Origin of the sequence: Xanthomonas sp. A1809, from assembly GCF_017746015.1 — a bacterium.
Classification (GTDB): domain Bacteria; phylum Pseudomonadota; class Gammaproteobacteria; order Xanthomonadales; family Xanthomonadaceae; genus Xanthomonas; species Xanthomonas euvesicatoria.
In genome coordinates this window covers 276,153-300,909 of the sequence record NZ_JAGHWZ010000004.1, presented here as the reverse complement: position 1 = coordinate 300,909, position 24,757 = coordinate 276,153, and the positions used below count along the sequence as shown (strand labels likewise).

At 63.4% G+C, this 24,757-nt stretch carries 21 protein-coding genes, 1 other RNA gene and 1 pseudogene; 8 read left to right on the top strand and 15 right to left on the bottom strand.

Going from position 1 to position 24,757, the window contains the following annotated elements; genetic code table 11:
• Positions 1–61 precede the first annotated feature (61 nt).
• The 3 genes from J7396_RS05205 to J7396_RS05195 are packed head-to-tail and all read left to right on the top strand — an operon-like array spanning position 62 to position 5,892.
• Positions 62–1,285: an efflux RND transporter periplasmic adaptor subunit gene (locus J7396_RS05205; RefSeq protein ID WP_046935104.1), complete on the top strand. Its 1,224-nt coding sequence runs from the start codon at positions 62–64 to the stop codon at positions 1,283–1,285.
• Positions 1,286–1,294: 9 nt separating this feature from the next.
• Positions 1,295–4,444 (top strand): efflux RND transporter permease subunit, encoded by a 3,150-nt coding sequence (locus J7396_RS05200; protein ID WP_209261096.1) that lies wholly within the window; start codon positions 1,295–1,297, stop codon positions 4,442–4,444.
• Positions 4,444–5,892: an efflux transporter outer membrane subunit gene (locus J7396_RS05195; protein WP_209261095.1), complete on the top strand. Its 1,449-nt coding sequence runs from the start codon at positions 4,444–4,446 to the stop codon at positions 5,890–5,892. The genes J7396_RS05200 and J7396_RS05195 overlap by 1 nt, the downstream gene beginning before the upstream one ends.
• A 237-nt stretch (positions 5,893–6,129) precedes the next feature.
• Here the strand turns inward: J7396_RS05195 and J7396_RS05190 are convergent, their stop codons facing one another.
• The 4 genes from J7396_RS05190 to J7396_RS05175 all read right to left on the bottom strand — a co-directional run bounded on the left by J7396_RS05190 (position 6,130) and on the right by J7396_RS05175 (position 11,092).
• Positions 6,130–8,088 carry a choice-of-anchor X domain-containing protein gene (locus tag J7396_RS05190; RefSeq protein WP_209261094.1) on the bottom strand — a complete coding sequence of 653 codons (1,959 nt, stop codon included), beginning with the start codon at positions 8,086–8,088 and terminating at the stop codon, positions 6,130–6,132.
• Positions 8,089–8,505: 417 nt separating this feature from the next.
• Entirely contained in the window at positions 8,506–9,405 is a 900-nt protein-coding gene (locus J7396_RS05185; RefSeq protein WP_209261184.1) for a methylenetetrahydrofolate reductase, read from the bottom strand.
• A gap of 107 nt (positions 9,406–9,512) precedes the next feature.
• Positions 9,513–10,178 (bottom strand): epoxyqueuosine reductase QueH, encoded by a 666-nt coding sequence (locus tag J7396_RS05180; RefSeq protein WP_014089082.1) that lies wholly within the window; start codon positions 10,176–10,178, stop codon positions 9,513–9,515.
• Positions 10,178–11,092 (bottom strand): LysR family transcriptional regulator, encoded by a 915-nt coding sequence (locus tag J7396_RS05175; protein ID WP_008574897.1) that lies wholly within the window; start codon positions 11,090–11,092, stop codon positions 10,178–10,180. The genes J7396_RS05180 and J7396_RS05175 overlap by 1 nt, the downstream gene beginning before the upstream one ends.
• A 188-nt stretch (positions 11,093–11,280) precedes the next feature.
• On the opposite strand from J7396_RS05175, the gene msuE reads away from it, so the two are divergent.
• The 4 genes from msuE (at position 11,281) to J7396_RS05155 (ending at position 14,187) form a co-directional block, all read left to right on the top strand.
• Positions 11,281–11,868 (top strand): FMN reductase, encoded by a 588-nt coding sequence (gene msuE, locus J7396_RS05170; protein WP_008574899.1) that lies wholly within the window; start codon positions 11,281–11,283, stop codon positions 11,866–11,868.
• A gap of 141 nt (positions 11,869–12,009) precedes the next feature.
• The gene (locus J7396_RS05165) at positions 12,010–12,993 is read left to right on the top strand and encodes a DUF1852 domain-containing protein (protein WP_008574901.1); all 984 of its coding nucleotides are present in this window, start codon (positions 12,010–12,012) and stop codon (positions 12,991–12,993) included.
• 28 nt (positions 12,994–13,021) lie between these two features.
• Entirely contained in the window at positions 13,022–14,050 is a 1,029-nt protein-coding gene (locus J7396_RS05160; RefSeq protein WP_011346040.1) for a methionine synthase, read from the top strand.
• Between the two features lie 60 nt (positions 14,051–14,110).
• A non-coding RNA gene (locus tag J7396_RS05155) (sX9 sRNA) lies at positions 14,111–14,187 on the top strand.
• A gap of 216 nt (positions 14,188–14,403) precedes the next feature.
• Here J7396_RS05155 and kdgT read toward each other — a convergent pair.
• From kdgT to J7396_RS05140, 3 genes are all read right to left on the bottom strand, one after another.
• Entirely contained in the window at positions 14,404–15,360 is a 957-nt protein-coding gene (gene kdgT, locus J7396_RS05150) for a 2-keto-3-deoxygluconate transporter (protein WP_209261093.1), read from the bottom strand.
• A gap of 135 nt (positions 15,361–15,495) precedes the next feature.
• Positions 15,496–16,953 (bottom strand): OprO/OprP family phosphate-selective porin, encoded by a 1,458-nt coding sequence (locus J7396_RS05145; protein WP_209261092.1) that lies wholly within the window; start codon positions 16,951–16,953, stop codon positions 15,496–15,498.
• A gap of 834 nt (positions 16,954–17,787) precedes the next feature.
• The gene (locus tag J7396_RS05140) at positions 17,788–18,666 is read right to left on the bottom strand and encodes an SDR family oxidoreductase (protein WP_014089089.1); all 879 of its coding nucleotides are present in this window, start codon (positions 18,664–18,666) and stop codon (positions 17,788–17,790) included.
• A 136-nt stretch (positions 18,667–18,802) separates the two neighbouring features.
• On the opposite strand from J7396_RS05140, the gene J7396_RS05135 reads away from it, so the two are divergent.
• Positions 18,803–19,234, top strand: a complete 432-nt coding sequence (locus J7396_RS05135; RefSeq protein ID WP_008576183.1) for a helix-turn-helix domain-containing protein — start codon at positions 18,803–18,805, stop codon at positions 19,232–19,234.
• A 193-nt stretch (positions 19,235–19,427) separates the two neighbouring features.
• Here J7396_RS05135 and J7396_RS05130 read toward each other — a convergent pair whose 3' ends face one another.
• From J7396_RS05130 to J7396_RS05095, 8 genes and pseudogenes are all read right to left on the bottom strand, one after another.
• Entirely contained in the window at positions 19,428–19,703 is a 276-nt protein-coding gene (locus J7396_RS05130; RefSeq protein WP_008576184.1) for a hypothetical protein, read from the bottom strand.
• A gap of 492 nt (positions 19,704–20,195) precedes the next feature.
• Positions 20,196–20,591, bottom strand: coding sequence for a hypothetical protein (locus tag J7396_RS05125; protein ID WP_029818361.1), 396 nt, complete (start codon positions 20,589–20,591; stop codon positions 20,196–20,198).
• 24 nt (positions 20,592–20,615) lie between these two features.
• On the bottom strand, positions 20,616–20,978 hold the full coding sequence (locus J7396_RS05120; RefSeq protein WP_057681371.1) for an MAPEG family protein: 363 nt from the start codon (positions 20,976–20,978) through the stop codon (positions 20,616–20,618).
• Between the two features lie 201 nt (positions 20,979–21,179).
• Positions 21,180–21,613: pseudogene (locus J7396_RS05115) on the bottom strand (hypothetical protein).
• A 101-nt stretch (positions 21,614–21,714) separates the two neighbouring features.
• Positions 21,715–22,059: a hypothetical protein gene (locus J7396_RS05110; RefSeq protein ID WP_209261091.1), complete on the bottom strand. Its 345-nt coding sequence runs from the start codon at positions 22,057–22,059 to the stop codon at positions 21,715–21,717.
• Between the two features lie 30 nt (positions 22,060–22,089).
• A complete protein-coding gene (locus J7396_RS05105; RefSeq protein WP_209261090.1) occupies positions 22,090–22,506 on the bottom strand; it encodes a hypothetical protein in 417 nt (138 codons plus the stop codon).
• 736 nt (positions 22,507–23,242) lie between these two features.
• On the bottom strand, positions 23,243–23,674 hold the full coding sequence (locus J7396_RS05100) for an SRPBCC family protein (protein WP_209261089.1): 432 nt from the start codon (positions 23,672–23,674) through the stop codon (positions 23,243–23,245).
• Positions 23,675–24,106: 432 nt separating this feature from the next.
• Positions 24,107–24,550, bottom strand: a complete 444-nt coding sequence (locus J7396_RS05095) for a hypothetical protein (RefSeq protein WP_136733354.1) — start codon at positions 24,548–24,550, stop codon at positions 24,107–24,109.
• Positions 24,551–24,757 lie beyond the last annotated feature (207 nt).

The following is a 24,757-nucleotide window of genomic DNA, read 5'->3' as shown; positions in this document are numbered from 1 at the left end:
AAATTTGCTGCACATTCGCGCCGTAGCGTGGCCACATTCGGATAAACCGTGAGTTCGTCGCATGTTGCCCGTCGCTACCCATCGTTTTCGCACTGCGTCCGTGCGCTTGCTGCTGCTCGCCGCCGCGACCACGCTCATGGCCGCGTGTTCTTCCAGGCAGCCGCCGCAGATGCCGCAGACGCAGGTCGGCGTGCAGACGTTGAAGGCGCAGCGGCTGGCCGTGGACCAGACCTTGTCCGGTCGCACCGTGGCCTACGTCACCTCGGACGTGCGCCCGCAGGTCGGCGGCATTTTGCGCAAGCGGCTGTTCACCGAAGGCCAGGACGTCCAGGCCGGGCAGGTGTTGTATGAAATCGATCCGGCCAGTTACCAGGCCGCGTACGACACGGCCAAGGGCGATCTGGCGCAAGCCGAGGCGGCGGTGTTGTCGGCCAGGCCCAAGGCGCAGCGCTACCAGACCCTGGTCGGGCTGGATGCGGTCAGCAAGCAGGACGGCGACGATGCGTTGGCCACGCTGCGCTCGAACCAGGCGGCGGTGGTCGCGGCCAAGGCGTCGTTGCAGACCGCGCGCATCAATCTCGACTACACCCGCATCACCGCGCCGGTGTCCGGCCGCATCGGCACCTCCAGCTACACGCCGGGCGCGCTGGTCAGTGCCGGCCAGAGCGAGGTGCTGGCCACCATCAACCAACTCGACCCGATCTATGTGGACGTGACCCAATCCAGCGCCCAGCTGCTGCAGTTGCGCCGCCAGCTCGACGCCGGCCAGCTCAAGGCAGTGGATGGCAAGGCCGAGGTGACGCTGCAACTGGAGGACGGCAGCACCTACGCACACAGCGGCACGTTGGAGGTGGTGGATGCCGCGGTCGATACCGCCACCGGCACGGTGAAGCTGCGCGCGGTGGTGCCCAATCCCGAGCGGGTGTTGCTGCCGGGCATGTATGTCACCGCGAAGTTCTCGATGGCGGTGGACGAGCAGGCCATCCTGGTGCCGCAGCAGGCGATCAGCCGCAACAGCAAGGGCCAGGCGGTGGCGATGGTGGTCGGCAGCGACAACAAGGTCGCGCAGCGGGTGCTGACCACCGGCGATGCGATCGGCGACAAGTGGGTGGTGCGCCAGGGATTGAAGGCTGGCGACAAGGTCATCGTGCAGGGCCTGCAGAAGGCGTCGGTCGGCGCCGAGGTCAGGGCCGTGGAAGTGAGCCAGACCGCTGCGGCCGACTCGGCCGCCAACGCGTCGCCATCCACGCAGGGCACCGCCGCGGCGGCGCCCAAGGCCGACTGAGGAACCGCCATGGCCCGCTTCTTCATCGACCGTCCCATCTTCGCCTGGGTCATCGCCATCGTGATCACCCTGGCCGGCGCGCTCTCGATCCTGTCGTTGCCGCTGGAGCAGTATCCCAACATCGCCCCGCCGACGATCAACGTCAGCGCCACCTACACCGGTGCCTCGGCGCAGACCGTGCAGAACTCGGTCACGCAGATCCTCGAGCAGCAGATGACCGGGTTGGACCATCTGCTGTACATGTCTTCCAGCAGCAGTTCCGCCGGCACCGCCTCGATCACCCTGACCTTCGATTCCGGCACCGACCCGGACACCGCCCAGGTGCAGGTGCAGAACAAGGTGTCGCAAGGCGAGTCGATGCTGCCGGAGGCGGTGCAGAGCAATGGCGTGACCGTCACCAAGTCCACCGGCAGCAGCATGTTCATGGTGCTGGCCTTCACCTCCGAAGACGGCAGCATGGACAGCACCGACATCGGCGACTACATGGTGTCCACGCTGCAGGACCCGATCAGCCGGCTCAACGGTGTCGGCGGGGTCAACGTGTTCGGCTCCGAATACTCGATGCGGGTGTGGCTGGATCCGGACAAGCTGCGCACCTATGCGCTGATGCCCGCGGACGTGAGCAACGCGATTTCGGCGCAGAACGCCGACGTCTCCTCCGGCGCGCTGGGCGCGTTGCCGGCGGTGCAGGGTCAGCAGCTCAACGCCACGGTCACCTCGCGCAGCAAGCTCAAGACCCCGGCGCAATTCGAAGCGATCGTGCTGAAGTCGCAGCCCGGCGGCGCCACCGTGTATCTACGCGACGTGGCGCGAGTGGAGCTGGGTTCCAAGTCGTATGCATCCAGTTCCAAGTACAACGGCAAGTCAGCCTCGGGCATGGGACTGGAGCTGGCGACCGGCGCCAATGCGCTGAACGCGGCCAAGGCGGTGGAAGACAAGCTGGAACAGCTCAAGCCGTACTTCCCCACCGGGCTGAAGTACGAGATCGCCTACGACACCACGCCGTTCGTGCGCATTTCCATCGAGGAAGTGGTCAAGACCCTGCTCGAGGCGATCGCGCTGGTGGTGCTGGTGATGTACCTGTTCCTGCAGAACTGGCGCGCCACGCTGGTGCCGGTGATCGCGGTGCCGGTGGTGCTGCTGGGCACCTTCGGCGTGCTCGCCTTGCTCGGCTATTCGATCAATACGCTGACCATGTTCGCGATGGTGCTGGCGATCGGCCTGCTGGTCGATGACGCCATCGTGGTGGTGGAGAATGTCGAGCGCCTGATGAGCGAGGAAGGCATGTCGCCGCGGCAGGCCACCTACACCTCGATGGGGCAGATCTCCGGCGCGCTGGTGGGCATCGCGCTGGTGCTGACCGCGGTGTTCCTGCCGATGGCGTTCTTCGGCGGCGCCACTGGCGAGATCTACCGCCAGTTCTCGGTGACCATCGCCGCGGCAATGCTGCTGTCGCTGCTGGTGGCGCTGACCCTGAGCCCGGCGTTGTGCGCCAGCCTGCTCAAGCCGATCGCGCGCGGCGGACACGTCTCGCGCCAGGGCATGCTCGGGCGCTTCTTCGGCTGGTTCAACGCCCGCTTCGACCGCAGCGCCGAGGGTTACGGCCGCGGCGTGGGCACGTTGATCGGCCATCGCAAACTCGGCGGGCTGGTCTACCTGGCGCTGCTGGTGGTGATGGCGCTGTTGTTCTGGCGCCTGCCCAGTTCGTTCCTGCCCGACGAAGACCAGGGCATGCTGATGGTGATGTTCACCACACCGGCCGGCGCCACGCAGCAGCGCACGCAGCAGTCGATCGATCGGGCCACCGACTTCATCCTCAAGCAACCGGAAGTGGCGGGGATGATGACCATCTCCGGCTTCAGCTTTGCTGGCAGCAGCCAGAACTCGGGCATGGGTTTCATCAAGCTCAAGGATTGGGCGCAGCGCGATGCGCCTGCGCAGGAGATCGCCAACCGCATCACCGGCGCGATGATGGGCGCGCTGCCCGATGCGCAGGTGTTCGCACTGTCGCCGCCGGCGATCAACGGCCTGGGTACCAGTTCCGGTTTCACCCTGCAGTTGCAGGACGTGGCCGGCAAGGGCCACGACGCGCTGGTCACCGCCAGGCAGCAACTGCTGCAACTGGCCAACGCCGACAAGGACCTGACCGCCGTGCGCTTCAACGGCCTGGAGGATGCGCCCACCTACCGCGTGCAGATCGACGACGCCAAGGCTGGCGCGCTCGGCCTGGATGCGGCGGACATCAACACCACGCTGGCTACGGTGATGGGCGGCAGCTACGTCAACGATTTCCTCAACAACAACCGGGTCAAGCGCGTCTACGTGCAGGGCGAGCCGAGCGCGCGCATGCTGCCTGCCGACATCGGCCGCTGGTACGTGCGCAACAGCAGTTCGGAGATGGTGCCGTTCTCGGCGTTCTCCAGCAGCGCGTGGGCGTATGCGCCGCAGGTGCTGAGCCGCTTCAACGGCGTAGAGTCGATGGAGATCACCGGCAGCGCTGCCAGTGGCATCAGTTCCGGCGAAGCGATGAACGGCATCGCCGTGCTGGTGGGCAAGATCGGCAAGGACGTGGGTTACGCCTGGTCGGGCATGTCCTACCAGGAGCAGGCTGCCGGCGCGCAGACCTGGATGCTGTACGCGGTGTCGCTGGTGTTCGTGTTCCTGTGCCTGGCCGCGCTGTACGAGAGCTGGTCGATCCCGATCTCGGTGATGCTGGCGGTGCCGGTGGGCATCGTCGGCGCACTGCTGGCAACGTGGCTGCGCGGGCTCTCCAACGACATCTATTTCCAGGTCGGCCTGCTGGCGACGATGGGCCTGGCCGCCAAGAACGGCATCCTGATCGTGGAGTTCGCCAAGGAACTGGAAGAAAAGGGCCAGCCGCTGATCGAAGCGACCTTGCATGCCGCGCGCATGCGCTTGCGCCCGATCGTGATGACCTCGCTGGCGTTCCTGCTCGGCGTGCTGCCGATGGTGGTCAGCAGCGGCGCCGGCTCCGGTGGACGCCATTCGCTGGGCACCGGCGTGCTCGGTGGCACCCTGGTCTCTACGCTGCTGGGCATCTTCTTCGTGCCGTTGTTCTACGTGATGGTGCGCAGCGTGTTTCCGGGCAAGGCGTCTGATCACGCGACAGCCGCTGAGACGTCCGAGGTGGCCCCGTGATGCGCTTCAGCTTTGCAAGTGTGGCAGCGGCCTGCGCCATCGCCTTGAGTGGTTGCGTCAGCATGGCACCGCATTACGCGCGCCCGGATGCGCCGGTGCCCGGGGTGATCGGCGACACCGGCAGCACCGGCAACGCAGGCACCGGCATGCCGAATGCAGCCGCTGTGGATTGGCGGCAGGTGGTGACCGATGCGCGTCTGCAGCAGGTGGTCGCGCTGGCGTTGGACAACAACCGCGACCTGCGTGTGGCAGTGCTCAATATCGAGCAGGCACGCGCGCAGTACCGCATCCAACGTGCGAGCCTGTTTCCCGCCGTCGATGCCACCGTCTCGCATACCGCGCAGCGCGCTGCGGCAGCGACCAGTTTCACCGGCGCCCCGCAGATCATCCGCAGCGCCAGCGGCGAGGTGGGCATCAGCAGCTGGGAGCTGGACCTGTTCGGCCGCATCCGCAGCCTCAAGAACCAGGCCCTGGAAACCTATCTTGCCAGCGAGCAAACCCAGCGCAGCACGCGTCTGAGTCTGGTCGCTGAAGTGGCCAACGACTGGTTGACCGTTGCCGCCGATCAGCAGCGCCTGGCGCTCGCGCAGCAGACCCTGGACAGCCAACGCAAGACCTTGCGTCTGACCGAGCTGCAGCACGACAACGGCATCGTCTCCGGTCTGGATCTGGCGCAGATCCAGACCAGCGTGGAAAGCGCGCGCGCTGATGTGGCCAACTACACCACCCAGCTGGCGCAGTCGCGCAATACCTTGAATCTGGTCGTGGGCACGCCGGTGCCGGCTGCGTTGTTGCCTGCCAGCGATGCGATCGAGACGGGCGTGGCGCTTGCGCCGTTGCCTGCCCAGCTGGAATCGCGGGTGTTGTTGCAGCGCCCTGACGTGCTGTCGGCCGAGCACACGCTCAAGGCCGCCAATGCAGATATCGGCGCGGCACGTGCGGCCTTCTTCCCCACCATCTCGTTGACCGCCAATGTCGGGCGCGGCAGCGATGCGTTATCCAGCCTGTTCGATGGCGACCATACATGGTCGTTCTCGCCCAGCGTGAGCTTGCCGATCTTCCGTGCCGGCGCGTTGAAGGCCGAACTGGATGTGGCCACGCTGGAAAAGGACATCACCATTGCGCAGTACGAATTGGCGATCCAGACCGCCTTCAATGAAGTGGCCGATGCACTGGCCGAACGCACGCAGCTCGAAGAACGCATGCATGCGCAGCAGGCGATGGCGGACGCCGCACAACGCAGCTTTAGCCTGTCGGATGCGCGCTATCGCCATGGCGTGGACAGTTACCTGGTGACGCTGGATGCGCAGCGCACGCTCTACAGCGCGCAACAGACATTGATTAGCTTGCGGCTGACCGAGGCGAGCAATCGGGTGACCTTGTACAAGGTACTCGGTGGTGGCGCCGATGCGCAGAGCGGCGCGTCTGTGGCGGGTGCGGCGCGTTAGCGTATTGCCCGCACGCTCGTAGGAGCGGCGCAGCCGCGACAGACATTGTCGGTCATGCCTGTCGCGGCTGAAGCCGCTCCTACAACAAACATATTCCGATCAAACTGCACCAGCGTCAGCTTAGGCACCTGGTCAAATCGGCGCTGCACCGGGGACGTGCCCGGGACAGCGCCTTGCCCAATCCCTAATCCCGATTCCCTGGCTTTTCAGCAGCCGAATGGCTGATCATCCCGGCCCTCAACGCGCCGCATTCGCATTCATCACCGCGTTGCGATTGGCATCCAGATACTGCGCCGGGTCGCGCATGCCGGTGGTGTGGCATTGGCCGGTGGTGTGGCCGCGATTCACGCCACCCGGCAGCTGCGCATTGACCTGCTCCACCGTGCCGTCTTCCGGGTCGTTCAACACCAGGTCCGAGGCAGCGTTGCAGTAGTCGTTGGTGTACCAGTTGGTCTTGGCGAACGAGGTGGTGTAGTAGTTGACCTTGGCGCGTGCATCGGCCGGGATGCCGGCCAGCCAGGCCTTGGCGCCGTCGTAGGTCATGTCGCTATTGGTGCCGCAGCCCACGCCGAACCACGAACCCACCGCGGCCAGCACCCCAGACAGATTGGTGCCTTGATACGGCGTGCCCACCGATTGCATCACTCGCCCACCGGTGGCGTTATCCAGCCCGCTCCAGTAGTAGGCATACAGGTGCAGCGCGGCCATGCCGCCCTGGCTGTGCGCGACCGTGGAGAACGACGACCATTGGCTGGCGAACTGCGCGATTCGCTGCGCGAACTGGTCGTTGCTGCGGTTCTGCTTGGCATCCAGGAAGGTCGAGGCGTTGGTGAATTGCGCCTGTGGCCATACGCCGTTGGAGCAATAGCCGTGCACCAGCACCAACTGCGAACCGGCAGCCTGAGGCTGTGCCGTTGTCATCGCAGACGCCAACGCAGTCGGGCGCGGGCCCATGCGCATGCTTTCATCGATTGCAGTGCTGGCGCGCGCGATGCTGGCGCGGCGTAGCGCAGGCACTTGCAACGGCAGCGTGGCGGCCTGCACCAGCGGGATGTAATGGTCCGGGTCTTCGATGCGCAGGCTGCGCAGCGTAAACGGCGCACGCGCACCGGCGCGCGCAATCCAGCGTTCGTCCAGGCTTAGCGGGAGCTGGCCTTGTTGCGGCGTCAGCATGCCGCCGATCCAGGCCACCGGGATGTCCTTGCCCTTGGCATCGGTGCCCCAGACCTGGCCGAACACACGGTAATGCGACGGCGCGTTGCCTCGCGCAGCCACTGGCAGCGCGATCGTCAGCCGCGTGCCGGCTGCAGCGCGTGCGCCCAGGGCATTGCCGAGCAGACGCAGCGACGTAGCCACCACCGGCACCACATGCTCGCTGGTCCGCACGAACGGCTGGCCGGCCTGGTCATGCCCATGCACGACGACCTGGGCAATCCAGGTACCCTCGCTGGTCGGTTGGAATGTGCCGCCGTACACGCCATCGCCAGCGGCGCCATCGTCGTGCTTGCCGTCGTCGGCCATCGGCAGGCTGCGCACACCGCCTTGCGGATCGATCACACGCAGGCTTGCTTCGTCGATCGTTCCGGCTTGTGCCGTCAGCAGCGTGGCGCCGCGTACATCGTTGCCGCTCAGCAACGCGTTGAGCGTGAGCGACTGGCCAACCTGCTGCTGACGTGTGCGCAGGTACGAAGCAAGCTGCGTGCGCGCATCGCCTTCCATCAGCACGTAGCCACGCTGCGCCACCGGCGAGGACGACTGCAGCGTCAATGCCCAGGCGCCGTTGCGCGCCGAATCCACGGCGTAGCGCATGCCGCTGGTGCCGTGCTCGGCGCTGCCCAGCAGCGTGCGCTGCGCTTGCAGCGGCGTCGCCACGGCGGCGGTGCGCGCGCCGGCAAGCTGAGGTGCAGCCACTGCCGCCTCCCAGGCCTGATCGCCGGACAGCACCATGAAGCGCAGGTGCCCGTTTTCCACCGGCAAGCTGCCTTGCCAGCGCGCGGATTGACCGGCCGGTGCCAGTTCCACCGGCAGCAATGCACTCTTGGACAGGATCGCCGACTCGGCCGGATCTGGCGCACGCATCTGCGCGAACTCTTCCGGTGGGCCAGCCAATTGTTTGGGCTGCAACTCGGCTGCCGCAAGCGGCGCGCAGAGCAATGAGAGGGAGCACAACAGCGACAACGGCGACGGCTTCGGCATGGCAGATCTCTCCGTGAGCATTGCAGAAGCGATGCCATCGCGCACGGCAACGACATCGGATGCAGCGCCCCCTCGCCGCGATTCGTCGACGGTTATACCGCGCTCTTGTGACAGGTCTGCTGTGCGCTGCAACACTCGCGGTGCCGCGCGCAAGTCGTTAGAAATCAGGCAATGCTGATGGTGATCGGGGTCGCTGGCGCGGTGTTGTTTAGAGAAGCGCGTGCAGCGCAGGAACACGCAATTCTCTCTTCAACCTCATGCGATTTAGCTGGAGCGGCCAAGATGGCCTTGACCCATGACACATACGGCGCATTCAGCTGTTCTCATCCTCGTCGGCCTTGCCACGGCTGGATAGCCAGATCAGCAGCAGTGTGACCGTCTCAAGCCCGCGCCGATTGGCACACGGACAGGTTGCTGTCAGGCCTGATCGGCGCGCACGGAACGCATGCGATCTTGCTGCGAAGCACGCGAGCGATAGTGCGCAACCCACTCCACAGACTGGGCGATGCCGCCGAACGGAAACAGGTGCAGGCGGACATCTCCATGGGCTTCTGTCAGGCGGCTGACGAGGCGATCGACAAAGCGATCCGGTCCCGCGTTGCCGAATAACTTGCCAATGGAAATGCCATAGTTTGAGAGCACCGACGCGCAGGCGCCGACACCGCAGCTTGCCGCATAGCGTGCGAGAACGGCGACACTGGCAGGACCAGGCACGCCCACCCGCACCGGATGCGTCATGCCACGCGCGCGCAACGCTTCCAGCCATGTCACCACGATGTCGGCGTCGAACCCGAACTGCGTCACGATCAGGGGCGCCATGCCACGCTCCTGGATGCTGCGACACTTGCGTTCCAGCACTTCCCATTGTTCTGTCGTGCGCAGGATCGGATGCCCCTCCGGGTGACCCGCCACGGCGATGGTGCGGATGCCTGAGCGTTCAAACACACCCGTCTCGATCAGCGACACGCTGTCGGGAAACGGTCCCTTCGGAGTGGAGGGATCGCCCGCAATCACCAGGCAGCGTGTGACGCCGGCCTCATCGACCAGGCGCGCGATACATGCCTGCAGTTCCCCGAGCGAGCCGATGCGACGCGCGGAAAGATGGGGCACAGGTTCGAAACCAAGGCTACGCACCATCTGTGCTGCGGCCAGCCGCACCGCCTGGTTTTGGCCTGGCAGGTAGGGGATGAACATGGCGCAGCCAGGCAGGATGCGTGGGGCCGCATTGGTCAGCGCGCCGATGTCCTTGGCGCTGACCTCCAGCGAATAGGCCTCGGTCACGGTGCTCGCGAAGTTCGGCGTGTCGGTAGAAATCACGGGTCTTGCCGTCTTGTCATGATGATCGGGTGGCATCGCCACGACGCACTGATCCAGCGGAAAGGAGCCAAAATCCCCATGTGGTCTCCGCTGGACTGGCGAAAGGCTCAGTCTTCCGGCGCGTCATCGCCGTAGAACTTCACACCGAGTTGAATGCGCTTGCGGCCGCTGTCCACACGATGCCGATTGGTGTCGCGCAGGGAATAGACGCAGCCGCAGTATTCCTGTTGATAGAAGTTCTCGCGCTTGCTGATCTGAATCATGCGCGAGGCGCCACCGCCCTTGCGCCAGTTGTACTCCCAATACATCAAGCCGGGATACCTGGACGCGGCGCGAATGCCGCAGTCGTTGATCTGCTGCATGTTTTTCCAGCGCGAGATGCCCAGCGAACTGGTGATCACCGGAAAGCCGTGCTCGTGGGCATACAGCGCGGTGCGTTCGAAGCGCATGTCAAAGCACATGGTGCAACGCACGCCGCGCTCAGGTTCGTTTTCCATCCCGCGCGCCCGCTCGAACCAGTTGTCCCGATCGTAGTCGGCATCGATGAAGGGCACGCCGAATTGTTCGGCAAAACGCACATTCTCATCCTTACGCAGCTCGTATTCCTTGCGCGGATGAATGTTGGGGTTGTAGAAAAAGATGGTGTAGTCGATGCCGGAGGCCAACATCGCCTCCATGACCTCGCCAGAGCACGGCGCGCAGCACGAATGCAGCAAGACCTTGGCGTGGCCATCAGGCAGTGGAAGTGGCATGCGTTGGGCAGTGGAATCCATCAGTGGGGTCCTTGCGTGTAGGCAGTGGCATTGGCGGGCGCGCGCGCCAGTTCGATGAAGGCGCGCAGGTAATCGATCGCGATGTCCGCCTCGCGCGCGCCCAGATAGATCTGCTTGGGGATGCCGCGCGCACCCAGCCGCACCGGCACCACGTCCATCCTGGCCGCATATTCCTCCACCAGCCAGCGCGGCATGGCGGCCACGCCGCGGCCGCTGGCCACCATCTGCATCATGATGTCGGTGGTTTCGATGGCCTTGTGGCGCCGCGGCGTGACGCCGGCCGGCAACAGGAACTGGCTGTAGATATCCAGGCGCTCAAGATCCACCGGGTAGCTGATCAGCACTTCGCGTGTGAGCTGCTGTGGCTTGACGTAGGCCGCCGACGCCAGCGCATGGCGCTTGGCCACGACCAGTACCTGCTCGTAGTCGAACACCGGCTCGAACCTGAGCCCTGGCTTGAACAGCGGGTCGGGCGTGACCAGCAGATCGATCTCGTAGCCGAACAACGCGCCGATGCCGCCGAACTGGAACTTCTGCTTCACATCCACATCCACATCCGGCCAGGTGGCCAGATACGGCGCCACCAGCTTGAGCAGCCACTGGTAGCAGGGATGGCATTCCATGCCGATGCGTAGCGCACCGCGCTCGCCCTGGGCAAACTGCCCCAGCCGCTCTTCGGCCAGATCCAGTTGCGGCAGCACCCGGTTCGCCACCGCCAGCAGGTACTGGCCGGCCTGGGTCAGGCGCAGGCTGCGCCCCTCGCGCAACCAGATGTCGGTGCCCAGCTGCTGTTCCAGCTTCTTCATGCTGTGGCTCAGCGCCGACTGGGTCAGATTCAGCACGCCTGCGGCGGCAGTCAGCGAGCCTTGCTGCTCGACCTGCTGGACGATGGTGAGATGGATGCGCTCAAGCATTCAATGATCCGAATTCATGGATTGTTGAAATAACACCATTTTACTTCATCGAATGCGAGCCCTAGCATCGGGACTCGTCGTTCAGCCGCTGCCGTGCGAACGGGTTCGGACCAAGGCGCGGCCGATGGGTCGGGCCGCAAGCGTCCTGGCGCACTGCACGACGTCCCCACTGCGTAAGGTTGCCCAGCATGACTGTCAAACACCCACTCCGCGTCGTTGCGGTCTCCGGCGGGATGCAACGCCCCTCCAAGGCCGTCGCCCTGGCAGAGCACCTGCTGGAGTTGATCGCCGATCAGGTGCCGTGCGAGCGCCATTTGGTCGAACTTGGAGCGTTGGCGCCGCACTTCGCGGGCGCGCTCTGGCGTACCCAAGTGCCCGACACGGTGGAGCAGGCGCTCTGCCTGGTGGAGCAGGCCGACGTGCTGGTGGTGGCAACACCGGTCTACCGCGGCTCCTTCACCGGACTGTTCAAGCATTTCTTTGATTTCATCGATCAGGATGCCTTGATCGACACGCCCGTGCTGCTCGCCGCAACCGGGGGCAGCGACCGCCATGCGTTGGTGATCGACCATCAGCTACGCCCGCTTTTCAGTTTCTTCCAGGCACGCACCCTGCCGCTGGGCGTCTACGCAACCGACCGCGACTTTCTGGACTACCGCGTGCACAACGACGCGCTGGCCGAACGGGCCAGGCTGGCGGTGCAGCGGGCATTGCCGTTGATCGAGCTGACCGGGCATGCACGGTCCATCGCCGCGCCGGGCGTGGCTGCGGCCTGATGGCCCAGCTCGTGGTAGCCAGGGAACCGGATCGGTCGGCAAGCGCGCGCTGATCCACTTCCCGGCCTGCATGCCGCCGGCATGACCCGTTACACAGCGCATGCGCGCGTTCCCATCTTAGAAACAAGGCATCGGTTCGCAATGACTCACGCATTGAATTTCACCATCAAGAGCCTGCGCTTCGATGAGGACTACCGTCCCTCGGCCACGACGCGCAACACGACCAATTTCGCCAACCTGGCCAGGGGGCAGCGACGTCAGGAAAACCTGCGTAACACGCTGGCGATGATCGACAACCGCTGCAACGAGCTGGCGCACTGGGATAACCCCGACCGCGACCGTTATGCGGTGGAACTGGACATCATCTCCGTCGAGATGCACATCGGCGAACGCGCGCTGGACGATGCGTTTCCGTTGATCGAGATATTGAAGCCCACCATCGTCGATCGCCACACCGGCGCGCGTATCGACGGCATTGCCGGCAATAATTTCTCTTCCTACGTGCGCGACTACGATTTCAGCGTGCTGCTGCCCGCGCACAACCAGGATGCGTCCGGCTTCAACGTCCCGGACGATTTTGGCGAGCTGCACGGCAAACTGTTCAAGCACTTCGTGCATTCGCCCGCGTACTGCGCGCACTTCCGGAAGCCGCCGGTCATCTGCATCAGCGTCTCCACCAGCAGAACCTATCACCGCACCGGGAACCGGCACCCCATCCTGGGCATCGAATACCGCCAGGACGCGTTTTCGTTGACCGACCAGTATTTCGAAAAGATGGGCCTGCAGGTGCGCTATTTCATGCCGCCCAACAGCGTTGCGCCCTTGGCGTTCTACTTCTTCGGCGACCTGCTCGGCGACTACACCAACCTGGAGCTGATCGGCACCATCGCCACGATGGAGACATTCCAGAAGATCTACCGGCCAGAGATCTACAACGCCAACGCTGCAGCAGGGCCGACCTATCGGCCGAGCCTGAAGCATCAGGACTATTCGTCCACCCAGATCGTCTACGACCGCCAAGAGCGCAGCCAGCTCGCCGTGACGCAGGGAAAGTTCACCGAAGAGCACTTCATCCGGCCCTACGGCAACCTTCTTGCGCAGTGGGCGTCCAGCCACGCTTCCTAATCAACCAGAACACATCCCATTACTCATCATGACAAAGCTGCTTCCCACCTCAACCGCCGGTAGCCTGCCCAAGCCGTCCTGGCTTGCCCAGCCCGAAACGCTCTGGTCGCCCTGGAAATTGCAGGACGCCGACTTGATCGAAGGCAAGCAGGACGCGCTGCGTTTGTCGCTGCAGGAACAGCAGCACGCCGGCATCGATATCGTCAGCGACGGCGAACAGACCCGTCAGCATTTCGTCACCACGTTTATCGAACATCTCAGCGGTGTCGATTTCGAAAAGCGGCAGACGGTCAGGATTCGCGACCGCTACGACGCCAGCGTGCCGACCGTCGTCGGCGCGGTCAGCCGCCCAAAGTCGGTGTTCGTGGACGACGCCAGGTTCCTGCGCCAGCAGACCCGCCAGCCGATCAAGTGGGCGCTGCCCGGCCCGATGACGATGATCGACACCCTCTTCGATGCGCACTACAAAAGCCGCGAAAAACTGGCATGGGAGTTTGCCAAGATCCTCAATCAGGAAGCCAGGGAACTCGAAGCGGCCGGCGTGGACATCATCCAGTTCGACGAACCGGCCTTCAATGTCTTCTTCGACGAGGTCAACGACTGGGGCGTTGCCACCCTGGAGCGCGCGGTGGAAGGGCTGAAGTGCGAGACCGCCGTCCACATCTGCTATGGCTACGGGATCAAGGCCAATACCGACTGGAAGCAGACGCTGGGCTCGGAGTGGCGCCAGTACGAAGAGTCGTTTCCCAAGCTGCAAACGTCCTCGCTCGACATCATTTCGCTGGAATGCCACAACTCGCACGTGCCGATCGATCTGATCGAACTCGTTCGCGGCAAGAAGGTGATGGTCGGTGCCATCGACGTGGCAAGCACCACCATCGAAACACCGCAGGAAGTGGCCGAGACGCTGCGAAAGGCGCTGCGCTTCGTCGATGCCGACAAGCTCTATCCCTCCACCAACTGCGGCATGGCGCCGCTCGCCCGGCACGTGGCGCGCGGCAAACTCGGTGCGCTCAGTGCAGGCGCGCAGATCGTGCGTGACGAGCTGTCGGCTTAGGGCAACTAACAACACTCCTACGCAGCCGTCAGGCGGTCGCGGTCGGTGCTCGGAATTCTCATGTGCCGCTTGTACATTGCAGTTCTGAGCGCGCCGTCCGCGCCCACCTCACGGCTGCTCGCTACGTTTTGTCAGCCGCTTCTAGTCCCATTGCCACAGCAGTGTGCCCCGTGCCGTCGGGCGGGCCCGGGGTGCGCGCAAACGCGGCAGATGCCGGTTCGTGGACATCGTCCATATCATCGCCAGCGGCTGCGCACGGGCGTCGCCGGCGCCTGATCGCGCCGGCGCCATGCATGGCGCAACGCGCATGGCCCACGCATCCCATCGCAGGCCGCATGACACCGGCCCCGCTCTCAGCCGCTGCGTGCACCGCCACGGCGTGCATACAAGGCCGTCAGCAACGGCACCAGCAACGAGGTGACGATGACCGCGCTGGCCACCAGCGCCGTCGCGGCCGGCGCGGCGGGTGCGAACTGCGGTGCCATGCCGGCGATCAGCGCCGGAGTGGCCACGGCGGCACCGGCGGTGCTGGAGGCCGCCACCCCGGCCGTGCCGTTGCCGCCGCCGATCCAACGGTCGGCCAGCAGCAGGGGTAGCCCGGTGATCACGATGACTGCCACGCCCAGCAGCACCCCGCTTGCGCCGGTGTGGGCGATGGTCGACAGATCCAGCGTGTTGCCGAGCGCGAAGCCGAAGAAGGGCACCAGCGTCTTGGTCGCCTGCGCGAAGAACTGCTGCAATTGCGCATCGAGGTTGCCGAGCGCAAAGCCCAGCAACAGCGGCAGCACCGCACCGACGAACAGCAGTGGGTCGAAGCTGGCCAGGCCGCTGGCACCCAGGATCAGCATGGAGATCAGCGGTCCCGATTCCAGCGACATCAGCACCACCGCCCCTGCGTCTTCGCTGCTGCCGTATTGCTGCATCAACGCGGCGTACAGCCCGCCGTTGGTCATGTCCATCGCAGCCACCAGCGCCAGGACCGACAGCCCGGCCAGCGGCCCGCTCGGCACGCCGCCGATGGGAAGCAGCGGTGCGCACAGGACTGCCACCAGCCAGGCCACTGCGATCTTGGTCAGCACCAGGCTGCCCGAACGGCGCAGCACTCGTCCGGAGGCGCGCAGCTGGATGGTTGCCCCCATGCAGAAAAACCACACCGCCAGGATCGGAACGGTGCCGCTGATCAGCCCGTTGCTGAAAGATCCCAAGGTGCTGCCGGCCTGCGGCCAGAGCGTGTGGCAAACCGCCCCAAGCAACAGGGGGACCAGCATCATCCCGCCGGGAAGTCGCTCCACCGTGGCCTTGATGTGCATCTGCGTTCCAGTGAGCGCGTCACCACGCGCGGGGCTGGCAGCATCGCGCAGGCACCTGCGTGCATGAAGATCCCGGCGCGAACGTGCGCAGCCGCACACGAATGCGCCGGCCATGACCGGCGCTGCCGACCTTGCTCAGTAATTGACCTGCAACTGCAGGCGCAGCAAATCGCCTTCCACCACCGGATACGGCGCGGTGCTGACGTCGGTGCGCTTCATCTTCGAATAGGCGAACACCAGTTCCAGCGCATCCATCGGCTGCCATTCGACACCGGCTTCCACTTCGTCCAGACGCATGCGCGGGGCATTGGTGTCGAACTTGGAGCCGCCGCGGTAGGTCTGCCATTTCAGGTAGGGCAGCAAGGTGCCGTAGGTGAAGTCGTGCTTGAACATGGCCTGCACGTAGCCGCCGCTCAACGAGCGGGTGCGGATGCGGCGTTGGGCCACATCCAGTTCCGGGCCACGGCCCACCGTCCACTCCGCCTGCAGTCCGAACGGCTGCGGGTAGTAGATGATGTGCGCGGCCACGCGCTGGTCGGTATAGCCATTGGGCTCGGTGATGGCCGGGGTAAAGCTGCGGCCGCCGATATTCACTGCCGCCGAAGTCGGCACGAAGCGGCCGGCGTAGGCGTCGGCGCCCACTTCCAGGTACTGGCCGTTGGCGAACTTGAACGGGTAGGTGGCGTGCACCACCGCGTGCATGCTGTCGTTGCGCTCGGCGCGGTTGGCGCCCTGGCCGTTGTACACACCGGCACCGATCACGCCGTAATCGCCGGACCCCTTCAACCCCGACTTGACCAGGTCCTGGAAGCGGCCCTTGGCCACGGTGGGGCTGTAATAGAACACCGCACCGATATCGCGTTCGTCGCGCAGGCCGGAGTTGAGTGCATCGGCACGATCCAGCGAGAGCCGGTTCTGGCTGGACTGCAGATTTTCCCAGCCGTACGGCATTTTCGACTGACCCACACGCACGCGGTATTCGCGCTTCTTGTCGAAGAAGATATCGGCGTAGGCATCGCGCAGCTGCGCAAAGTTGGAGGTGGTGGAGCCGGTGGGCGTGCTGGCGAAATCCGGCTGGAAATACAGCGACACGTGCTCGTTGAGATCGCCGCTCAGCACCAGACGCGCACGGCGGATGCCCAGGCTCTGGTCGTTGCCGATAAAGCGGTCGCCCGGCGCGCGCAGGTCCTGCGCATCGCCGCCGATGCCCTGGTTGTAGCGGATCTGCGTGTAGCCGCGCAGGCTCAGTTTGTCGTACCACTTCTTGCCGGCGTCGCCGGACTTGGCCGGCGCTGGCGTTGCAGCCGGCGCCGGCGCAGGCGCGGCCTGGGCAACGGCAGTGTCGGCGGGCGTGGCGGCGCCCGGCGCGGGCGCGAGCGGTTGCGCAGGCCTTGCCGGCATTGCCGACGCCGGCAGCTTGCCGTTTTCGTCCACCTGCACGAAGGTGCCCAGCTTGTCGCGCCCTGGCGCCGGCTCGGCGAAGATCTGCTTGGTCTTGCGGTCGACGTACAGCTCCAGCTCGGCGGCCAGCGTGCTGCCGCTGGCGGTCGCGCTGAGGGCGCACAGAACAGTGGCGAAATTGCGTTTTTTCATTGGTCCGGCTCGTGCAAGGGAAACGGGTCGGCGGCTGCGTCGATCCGGTGCTGCCAAGAAGGCGGCTGCACGGCGTGGAAGCGCCTGCCAGGCGCCGGTCGTCCTGACGTAGCGGCAATGGCAGCAGTTATATTTAGATTTGATGTCAGTTTGGTGACACTGGCAGACCTCGCTGTCGTGGCCCTTGTGTCACGGTCGAGTCGGGGCGATGGCAGTTATGCGACCAACGTGAGGCGGGCCCAGCTGCGCACGATGGGGTGCAGACGCTCGTACAGAACTGGATTCGGAAGGTGTGGTCGTGGGCATGGCGGAGATTGCGCACGGGCCGTCCAAGCTTTCGACGTGGCCCATCGCCGATGGCTGCGCGGCATGCTCTGCTGGACTCGCCAGCGTGGGCAGCGTCTGCGCCACCATTGGGTAGCCGCAGGCACGTGTCACCGGCGGCGACATCGGCCCGGTCACGCGGCCGTCTGCTGCGCGGGGGACTATGTCGCGCAGCGCCAGGCTGTGCAGGTCTCCAGCGCTGGCAGCAACCCAGTGCCGCATCGGCGCGCTCACCGCGCCACGCGTTGACCAACCGAGACGCGCACGGCTGCTGATCGGCCGTTCAGAGCAGCGCCACACCCGATCGCCTGAACCAGTGCCACTGGTCCAACGCACTGGAGATCATCCCGACACACGCAGCCACGCCGACCAGCCAGCCACCGCCGCTGGTTGCATGCGGTGAAGCGCCACGAAGTTCGCCGGGTTCCAAGGGGGCACGTCGCACTTGCTCAACGCTGCGCGAACCACTGCGTGCCGAACCGCTGGGCAGCGCAGTGGTCGCGCCGTGACTCAGCGCGCCGCGAGTGCCGCCGCCACCGCGTCGCGCAACGGCGTGGTGGGGCGGCCGATCAACCGGCCCAGCGTCTGGCTCTCATCGAACAGGGCGCCGTCGCGCGAGGCGGCCGAGCACTGCGCCAGCACCTGCGCAAAGCCGGCCGGTAGGCCGATCTGCACCAGCGCTGCCGCGTAATCGGCTTCCGGCAGGTCGTGATAGGCCACCGGCTTGCCCGACTGCTGCGCCACCTCGGCGGCGTACTCGGCCATCGTGAAAGCGGCATCGCCTGCCAGTTCGTACACCTGGCCGGCCTGTGGGGCGTCCGAAGCCAGTACTGCAGCCGCCGCCGCAGCATAGTCGGCGCGCGTGGCGGCGCTGATTTTGCCGTCGCCCGCACTGCCGATCACCGCGCCGTGGGCGACTTCTGCGGCGATCGAGCCGGTGTAGTTCTCGGTGTACCAGCCATTGCGCAACAACGCGTGCGGCACGCCGCTCTCGCGCAGCAGCGCCTCGGTGGCCACATGCTCGGCGGCCAGCGACAGCGTGCTGGTATCGGCATGCAGGATGCTCGTATACGCCAGCAGCTCCACCCCGGCGCGCTTTGCAGCCTCGATCACGTTGCGGTGTTGCGGCACGCGCTGGCCGACCGCATTGGACGAGACCAGCAACACGCGGCCCACGCCGGCGAAGGCGGTGTCCAGGCTTTGCGGGTTCGCATAGTCGGCCTGACGTACCGCGATGTCGCGTTTTGCGAACTCGGCAAGTGACGCGGTATCCCGGGCCGTTGCTACGATGCGGTTGGCAGGCAGATGGCCAAGCAGCGCTTCGACAACCAGCGCACCCAACTGCCCGCTGGCGCCGGTGACAAGAATCAGGGGGGATGTAGATGTCATGACGGGCTCCGGTAGGTTTGCATAAGAGATTTGGTCTACTATCTAGACCTAATTGGTCGCCCGCATAGTGTCAGCCCCGCCCCGGCCTCCGCAAGGAGGCAGTTTCGCTCCCCCTGGTTACCGTGAGATACCCCACGTGAATGCGATTGCCCTGTTCCCGCTGCCGCCGTCCCTGGAAGGACCCTTCGACGCCACCAAGTGCCCGGTGCGCGATGTACTCGACCAGATCGGCGACAAGTGGACCCTGCTGATCCTGCTGACGCTGATCCCCGGCCCATCCCGCTTCAGTGCCATCCAGCGCGCCGTGCCGGACATCTCCAAGCGCATGCTGACCCAGACGCTGCGCAATCTTGAGCGCAACGGCATGATCACCCGCAAGGTCTACGCCACCAAGCCGCCGAGCGTGGAATACGCGCTCTCCAAGCTGGGAATTTCACTCCTCGGCCCGGTCTCGCAACTGCTCACGTGGGCGGGCGAAAACCACGGCAGCATCCGCGCCGCGCGCGAGCGATTCGATCGCGCGCAGCAGGCAGCAGTGGCGTTGGATCCCGACGAAGCGATGGCATAGGCGCAGTGCTGCGTCACCGCGATTCAAGCCAATGCGCTGAGGTGGTGCAGCGGCGCTCCCGCGTGCGCATCGGCTGGGCGGTCGGCCGTGACTGCAGAAGGCACTCGTGGTGTCCCTGCTTGCATCTCTCTCATGTGCGGTCTGACGCGTGAGTCAGGCCGCGCTGTGAAGTACTGTCGGATGGAATGAAGTGTCAGGGCGCCAGCCGGCCACGACACAGCGTCAGTGCAGCCCAGCCAACCCCGCCGCCAGCGATGCCACCCCAAATGATGCCATCGGTGAAGCGATAGCCAGTAAGGTGTGCCACACCGGCACCGATGACGAAGCCGGAAAGCGAGAACCAGGCAACCATCCGACGGCCCGCCAAGGCCCGATCTTTCGCGGCACGCCTGCGACGAATCTTTTCTCGTGCTTCCAGGTCCGGCTGAAGTATGGCCTGCGCGATTGCCTCTGCTTGTGACTGATCCATGCACCGATTCCTGAAGAGCGCCAGCGCTTGAATTACGCTGCCGCCTGCCCGCGAGACGGACTTGGCTTGAAAGAGTTGTTAGGCCGCATTCTGCGCCGCCACACGCGACCGGAACAGTAGAAACTCCAGGCGGTGATTGCAGTTGGCGCAGTATAGGTCCCGTCCGATGCCGGGGCGCTCAACCTTGCGAACAAGATGCAGCGGGTAATCTGGCAGTGGCCGCTCCGGCAGGCCCCAGTAATCCGGAAAGTACGATCCAAAATCTGCATCACAGAAGTCGCAGAGGACAATCTCTTGGCCCCAAATTTCAAAGGCGTGGTACTCGTGCTCTCCGCGAATGCACTCGTCTAGCTCGCCAGGCACATGCCCGCAGTCGAAGCACGGGGCCACATCAATCTCTTGCAGTTGAAGTGAGCAAATGGGGCAGCTGGTCATACGGCCTGACGCTTGAGGTACGCCGAGCCGCAAAGCGGGTTCGGCTTGAATGAATGGTTACGACGCATCGCCGAACTCGCGCAGATGCGGCACATACGCTGAGAGCACAGACACACAGAGGCACTCGGAGACTATGAGCCACTCTTGCATCGAGTCTAACGATGCGGTGACGTGCAGGAAGTGACCTGCGGTGCGATCCCGCCAGCCGCCGGAAATGACCTTGTAGAGGACGTGGCCTGTAGTGAGCGGGCTTTCCCAGTACTCAAGCATGTCCCCTTCGTCCATCGCCTGGAATGCCCGAACGAAAGGAAAGTGGATCTCAAGGTGGCGGTCGACTCCCGCCGGCGCCGCCACAACAATGCGCAGGCCAGAGCTGGTGCTGATGATCTCGGTAACGTCTGCGCCTTCATGCCATTGGACCTCGGAGCCGACAGGTTCTAGAAACGTCTGCATACGGCCCACTGCCTCAATGAATTGTTAGACGGCAACACTAACTGCAAGCAGCACGAGTTGCCAGATGAGCAGGAGCACAGTGGGATAGAAGGTCAGTGCGAACCCCAGCGCTCTGGCGCCAGCACCGCCACTGTAGGTCGCAAAAAACGTCAGCCTTCCAAGCAAGAACGCACAAGCGCATGCCGGAACTGCGGCTTGGATGCCGCGGTGCGGGTTCATGAGGGCGGCGACGTAGACCGGCAGCGCAAACGCTAGCTGCTCTGTCGTATTTTGAAGCAAAGATTGCAACGTTTTAGCACGAACGGTCCCATCACTCATCGCGCTGCCGTCAATGTCTGCAGGCGTAACGAAGCGGTGTTTGGCCATGCGTGCGATAGCGACAAACATCGCCGTGGCCGGCAACAGCAAGCTGATAACTGTCCGCTCTGGTGTGTCCCAGCGCAAGAACGCTCGTGATAGCAGGAACACAACGAGTAGAGAAGCAAAAAGGCCCGATGCCATGCCGAGGACCACGCCTCGTTGCTTTCTGTCTAAATGCACCGTGGCTCCCTCTGCCGGCGAACGTTCGAGGACACCTTGGCGGAGGTTTCAGGCATTGATGCGCCTCAAGGGGTAGGTCATTTCTTCCGCGATTCCGGGTCACTGCATTTCGCAAACTCTTCAATGACCGCAATGGACTCGGGTGTATCGATATCAGCGAGCGCATGGCTAAACCATTTCGCGATGACGCCTGGCTCAGAACACGTGTACTCGAACATCTGAAACCCGTTCGCAAGCACCTGTCGAATGTACGTAACGCTGGATGGGCGACGAAGCAACTGGATTTCCCGCGTGATCTCTTGATGGAGCTCATGGCCGGGCATCACCAACAGCCTGTTGAAAACCTCAGCCCTCTGTTCCTGATCCGCAATGCTTTGAGCAAGGCAAACGAGATCGTATGTGGCCTGCCAATCATTGTTGGCGATGGCTGCGGCCATCCCGTGCAGGACTTTTTCTTTGATCGTGGCCGATGGTTGGCTCATGCCGGATGACCTACGCCTAAGCTAAGCGGGCTGCGCGGTCTGGGTGGTGACCGAGCGGGCAGTTTACTCCACGCAGATTTGTATGAGCGCATGGTTAGGATCTACGGCGCTGCGCCGAAGGGACTTGGCTTCTTGTAGCAGCCCAAGAGCGTATGCTCGAACTGAACAATGGACACGGTCTTGTGATCGATCGTCTGGATTCGTGAGGCGGCCAGCGTTACCAGTGATTGTTCTGCACCGACTAGCCGCTCCTTGACTCCGAGGCTGAGCTGAAGCAGAGGAAAGACATGCTTTGAGTCTGCGATCTGGATGAAGTCGTGTAGAGGTGCACCACTCTCGCATTCGTACACGCTGAACCAGTGAGGGCGAAAGTCGCCAATCTCTCTCAGCTCCGAGCCACACTCGCTGCAGAATTTTGGCATGAAACTAACCCTGAGTTGAGCCACATTGGGGGCAACGCCGGCTTGTACGAAGTGCTAGGCACTTCCGCCGCGCCCCTCGGACCACGCCTGCCAATAAGTGGAGCTTGCCTGATCGAGGGACGCAGTTGCCAGTGGCTGGCCGGTGTCGAGCGCGAGCTCCAGTGCCCGATAGGCAAGTGTGAGCGTGCATAGCGTTGTGTATATGGTCAGAGGTTCCTCACTCACGATCGAGAGCAGCTCAGGTGAGCGCTCAGCGATTTCGCGTGGATCTGCAAGCACCGTGCCATCATGATCTTCGAGCTGAAACAGGGTGCAGCCTCTCAGCAGAAGCACGAACCCATCGCCCTCAGGCTGGAAAGCCCTGCGCAGGTAAGGGATTGAGATGGAGAGAGCCAGATCGCCAGGCACAGTTCCCTCGGCTCGATCCAGGGAGACGTCGTGGAGATAATCCCAAGCCGTCGTATGACTCATGAAGCGCCTAACGCTTGAATTAAGCCGCGCGCGATGCGGGCTTGGGTTGAATGGATTTCTAGACGCCAGCCGAAGTAGCTGGAGCCTGCTCTAACTCTGACGTAAATATATCCGCTAGCCAGATGGTGTGGCCCTCCGAGCCGACACACTCGACGGCGAAAGCGGCCTCACCGCCTGGCTTAGCTGCATGCATCAGAACGACCGCTCCAAGGTCACCGATCTGGGGAGACCTTTGGCTGAAGTCATGGTCTATCCGAGCGTCGGGGATGTTTGCGATAACGCGAACTAGGTCGAACTCAGAGATTGGCATTGCGGGATCTAGTACCTGAGTTAGGCCGCGCCACGACGCGGCATCGGCATGAATGAGCCATTAGGCGGCCTACACTTTCATGCATACCGCTGGGTGGACCTATGAGGGAGTCAATGCCCTCATCCCGAATGGTGCGCAACGCCTCGTCGCGTGCGATCTGGTCCGTTGCGAATAGGTCATCACAGACGGTGGAGTTATCGAACTCATCAAGAGCCTCAAGAGTCCAGTCGGTGTCGAGCCGCAATAGATCTCTAAGCGACCAGTACGGCCATCGGTCGAAACGGAGCGGCATGGGGGCGGTGCAAAAAGTTGATAGTTCTCCTAAAGAGTCTTTGATGCATTTGCATCTGCTCATCACCCAACGCCTCAGTTAATCAAGGTTGCGAAACAACATCGGCCTTGATGAATTTTTAGGAAAAACTACCATCAAGGCATTTTGCTTTCGACAAGTTCTTTCAAGTACGAAAATACGTCAGGCCCAGCATCTTCGCCTGACGACTTATTTGGTGGGGAAGGGCGAGGGTCTTCCTGACGCACAAGCAAAGAGCTGCTTCCGTCACGCTCGGTCAGCTCATAGGTCATGAAGAAGTAGTGCTCTGGAATGTCTTGCAGATCGGGGCGCGGGAAGAACAACGAGTACTTAAGGCGCGACTCCGGCAAGAACTCAAGAACCGTGCCTTTCTGTTCAAAGACTTGCCCGTTCCACTCGTTCCGAAAAATGATAGGGGTGCCCACTTCCCACGTGGTCAGCAGATCAGAGCCATATTGCCATTGCTTGACTAGCTCAGGCACGGTCAACGCCCTCCAGACTTTACTGGCAGGTGCAAGAATCCTTACGAGTGAATCGGACGTTTTCATCTGCATATCCCGAGGATGTTGCGTGTCGGCCCAACGCCTGCATTCAGCTGAGTTGCTAGGCGACCTTGGCTCGAATGAGTTGTTAGGCAGTGAGTGGCTGCCAAGGCTGGATTGTGCAACCATGATCCCCAGCACTGCCCCCCTCGACCCAGTGTGCCACAGCTTGCGGGATGGGGCTGGCCAAGCGACTCTGCGGCGCGGGATGCCAAAGAGGCTAAGCGCAATGAGCGAAGTACGGTAACAACGGACGAGTACGAGGCCCCACACTTGCCGCAACCCACGCCGGTGATGACTACCGCTCTGAGCCGAAAGCTTGCATGCCAGCGAACCGACCGAAGTCGGACGCACCAATTGGCTCGCTCCACCACGGCCTAATGTTTGACATGAGAAGCCCGAGCCGGCTTACCGGGGCGGGTCCTCTCGATGGAAGGGTTAGGCATGGCGCGCCTGCACCGTAATCTTTTCCAGCTTTGAGTCAACGAATTCGTAGTGAACTGAGTATTTCTCGTGCTCAAACCGAACCCAATCTCGAATGATTCCGAGGAAGTTGGCGCGACCCTCTGAAAGCTCAATTGCGTTTCGCTTTGCATGTGTGATGGCATCGCCCTTCGAGCCAAACCTGGGTAGGCCTACCGGGTCACCCTCGAACGGATTGAACCCATTGATCTCGGTATCTTCTATGAAGAGGGTTGATAGCCTCTGCTGTGAATCGAACAAGAACTCCAGTCCAAGCTGCGGAACTTCAGCGACGTACTGATCTGGTTGGTTCTCGTGGATGCGGTCGTATCGGTATACGACATCGATCTCGTAGGTTTCAAACAGATCACTGAGAACATCGCTTTTCAACGCCGTTCCGATCAGGTCAAGGTGCTTCATTGGCGTGCCTAACGCTTGAATTAAGCCGAGTTGCGAAGCAACTTCGGCTTGAATGAGTTGTTAGACAGCATACGACACTACGAAGCCGATGAGAAATTGGATGCGGCCCTGCCGTGTGGCTAAGAAGCAATACCGCTAGGCCTCTGGCTCTTGAGTAGCTCAAGGTATCTCGCAAGCCCCCTCCTCAGATTCCCATCTTCAGTCAAG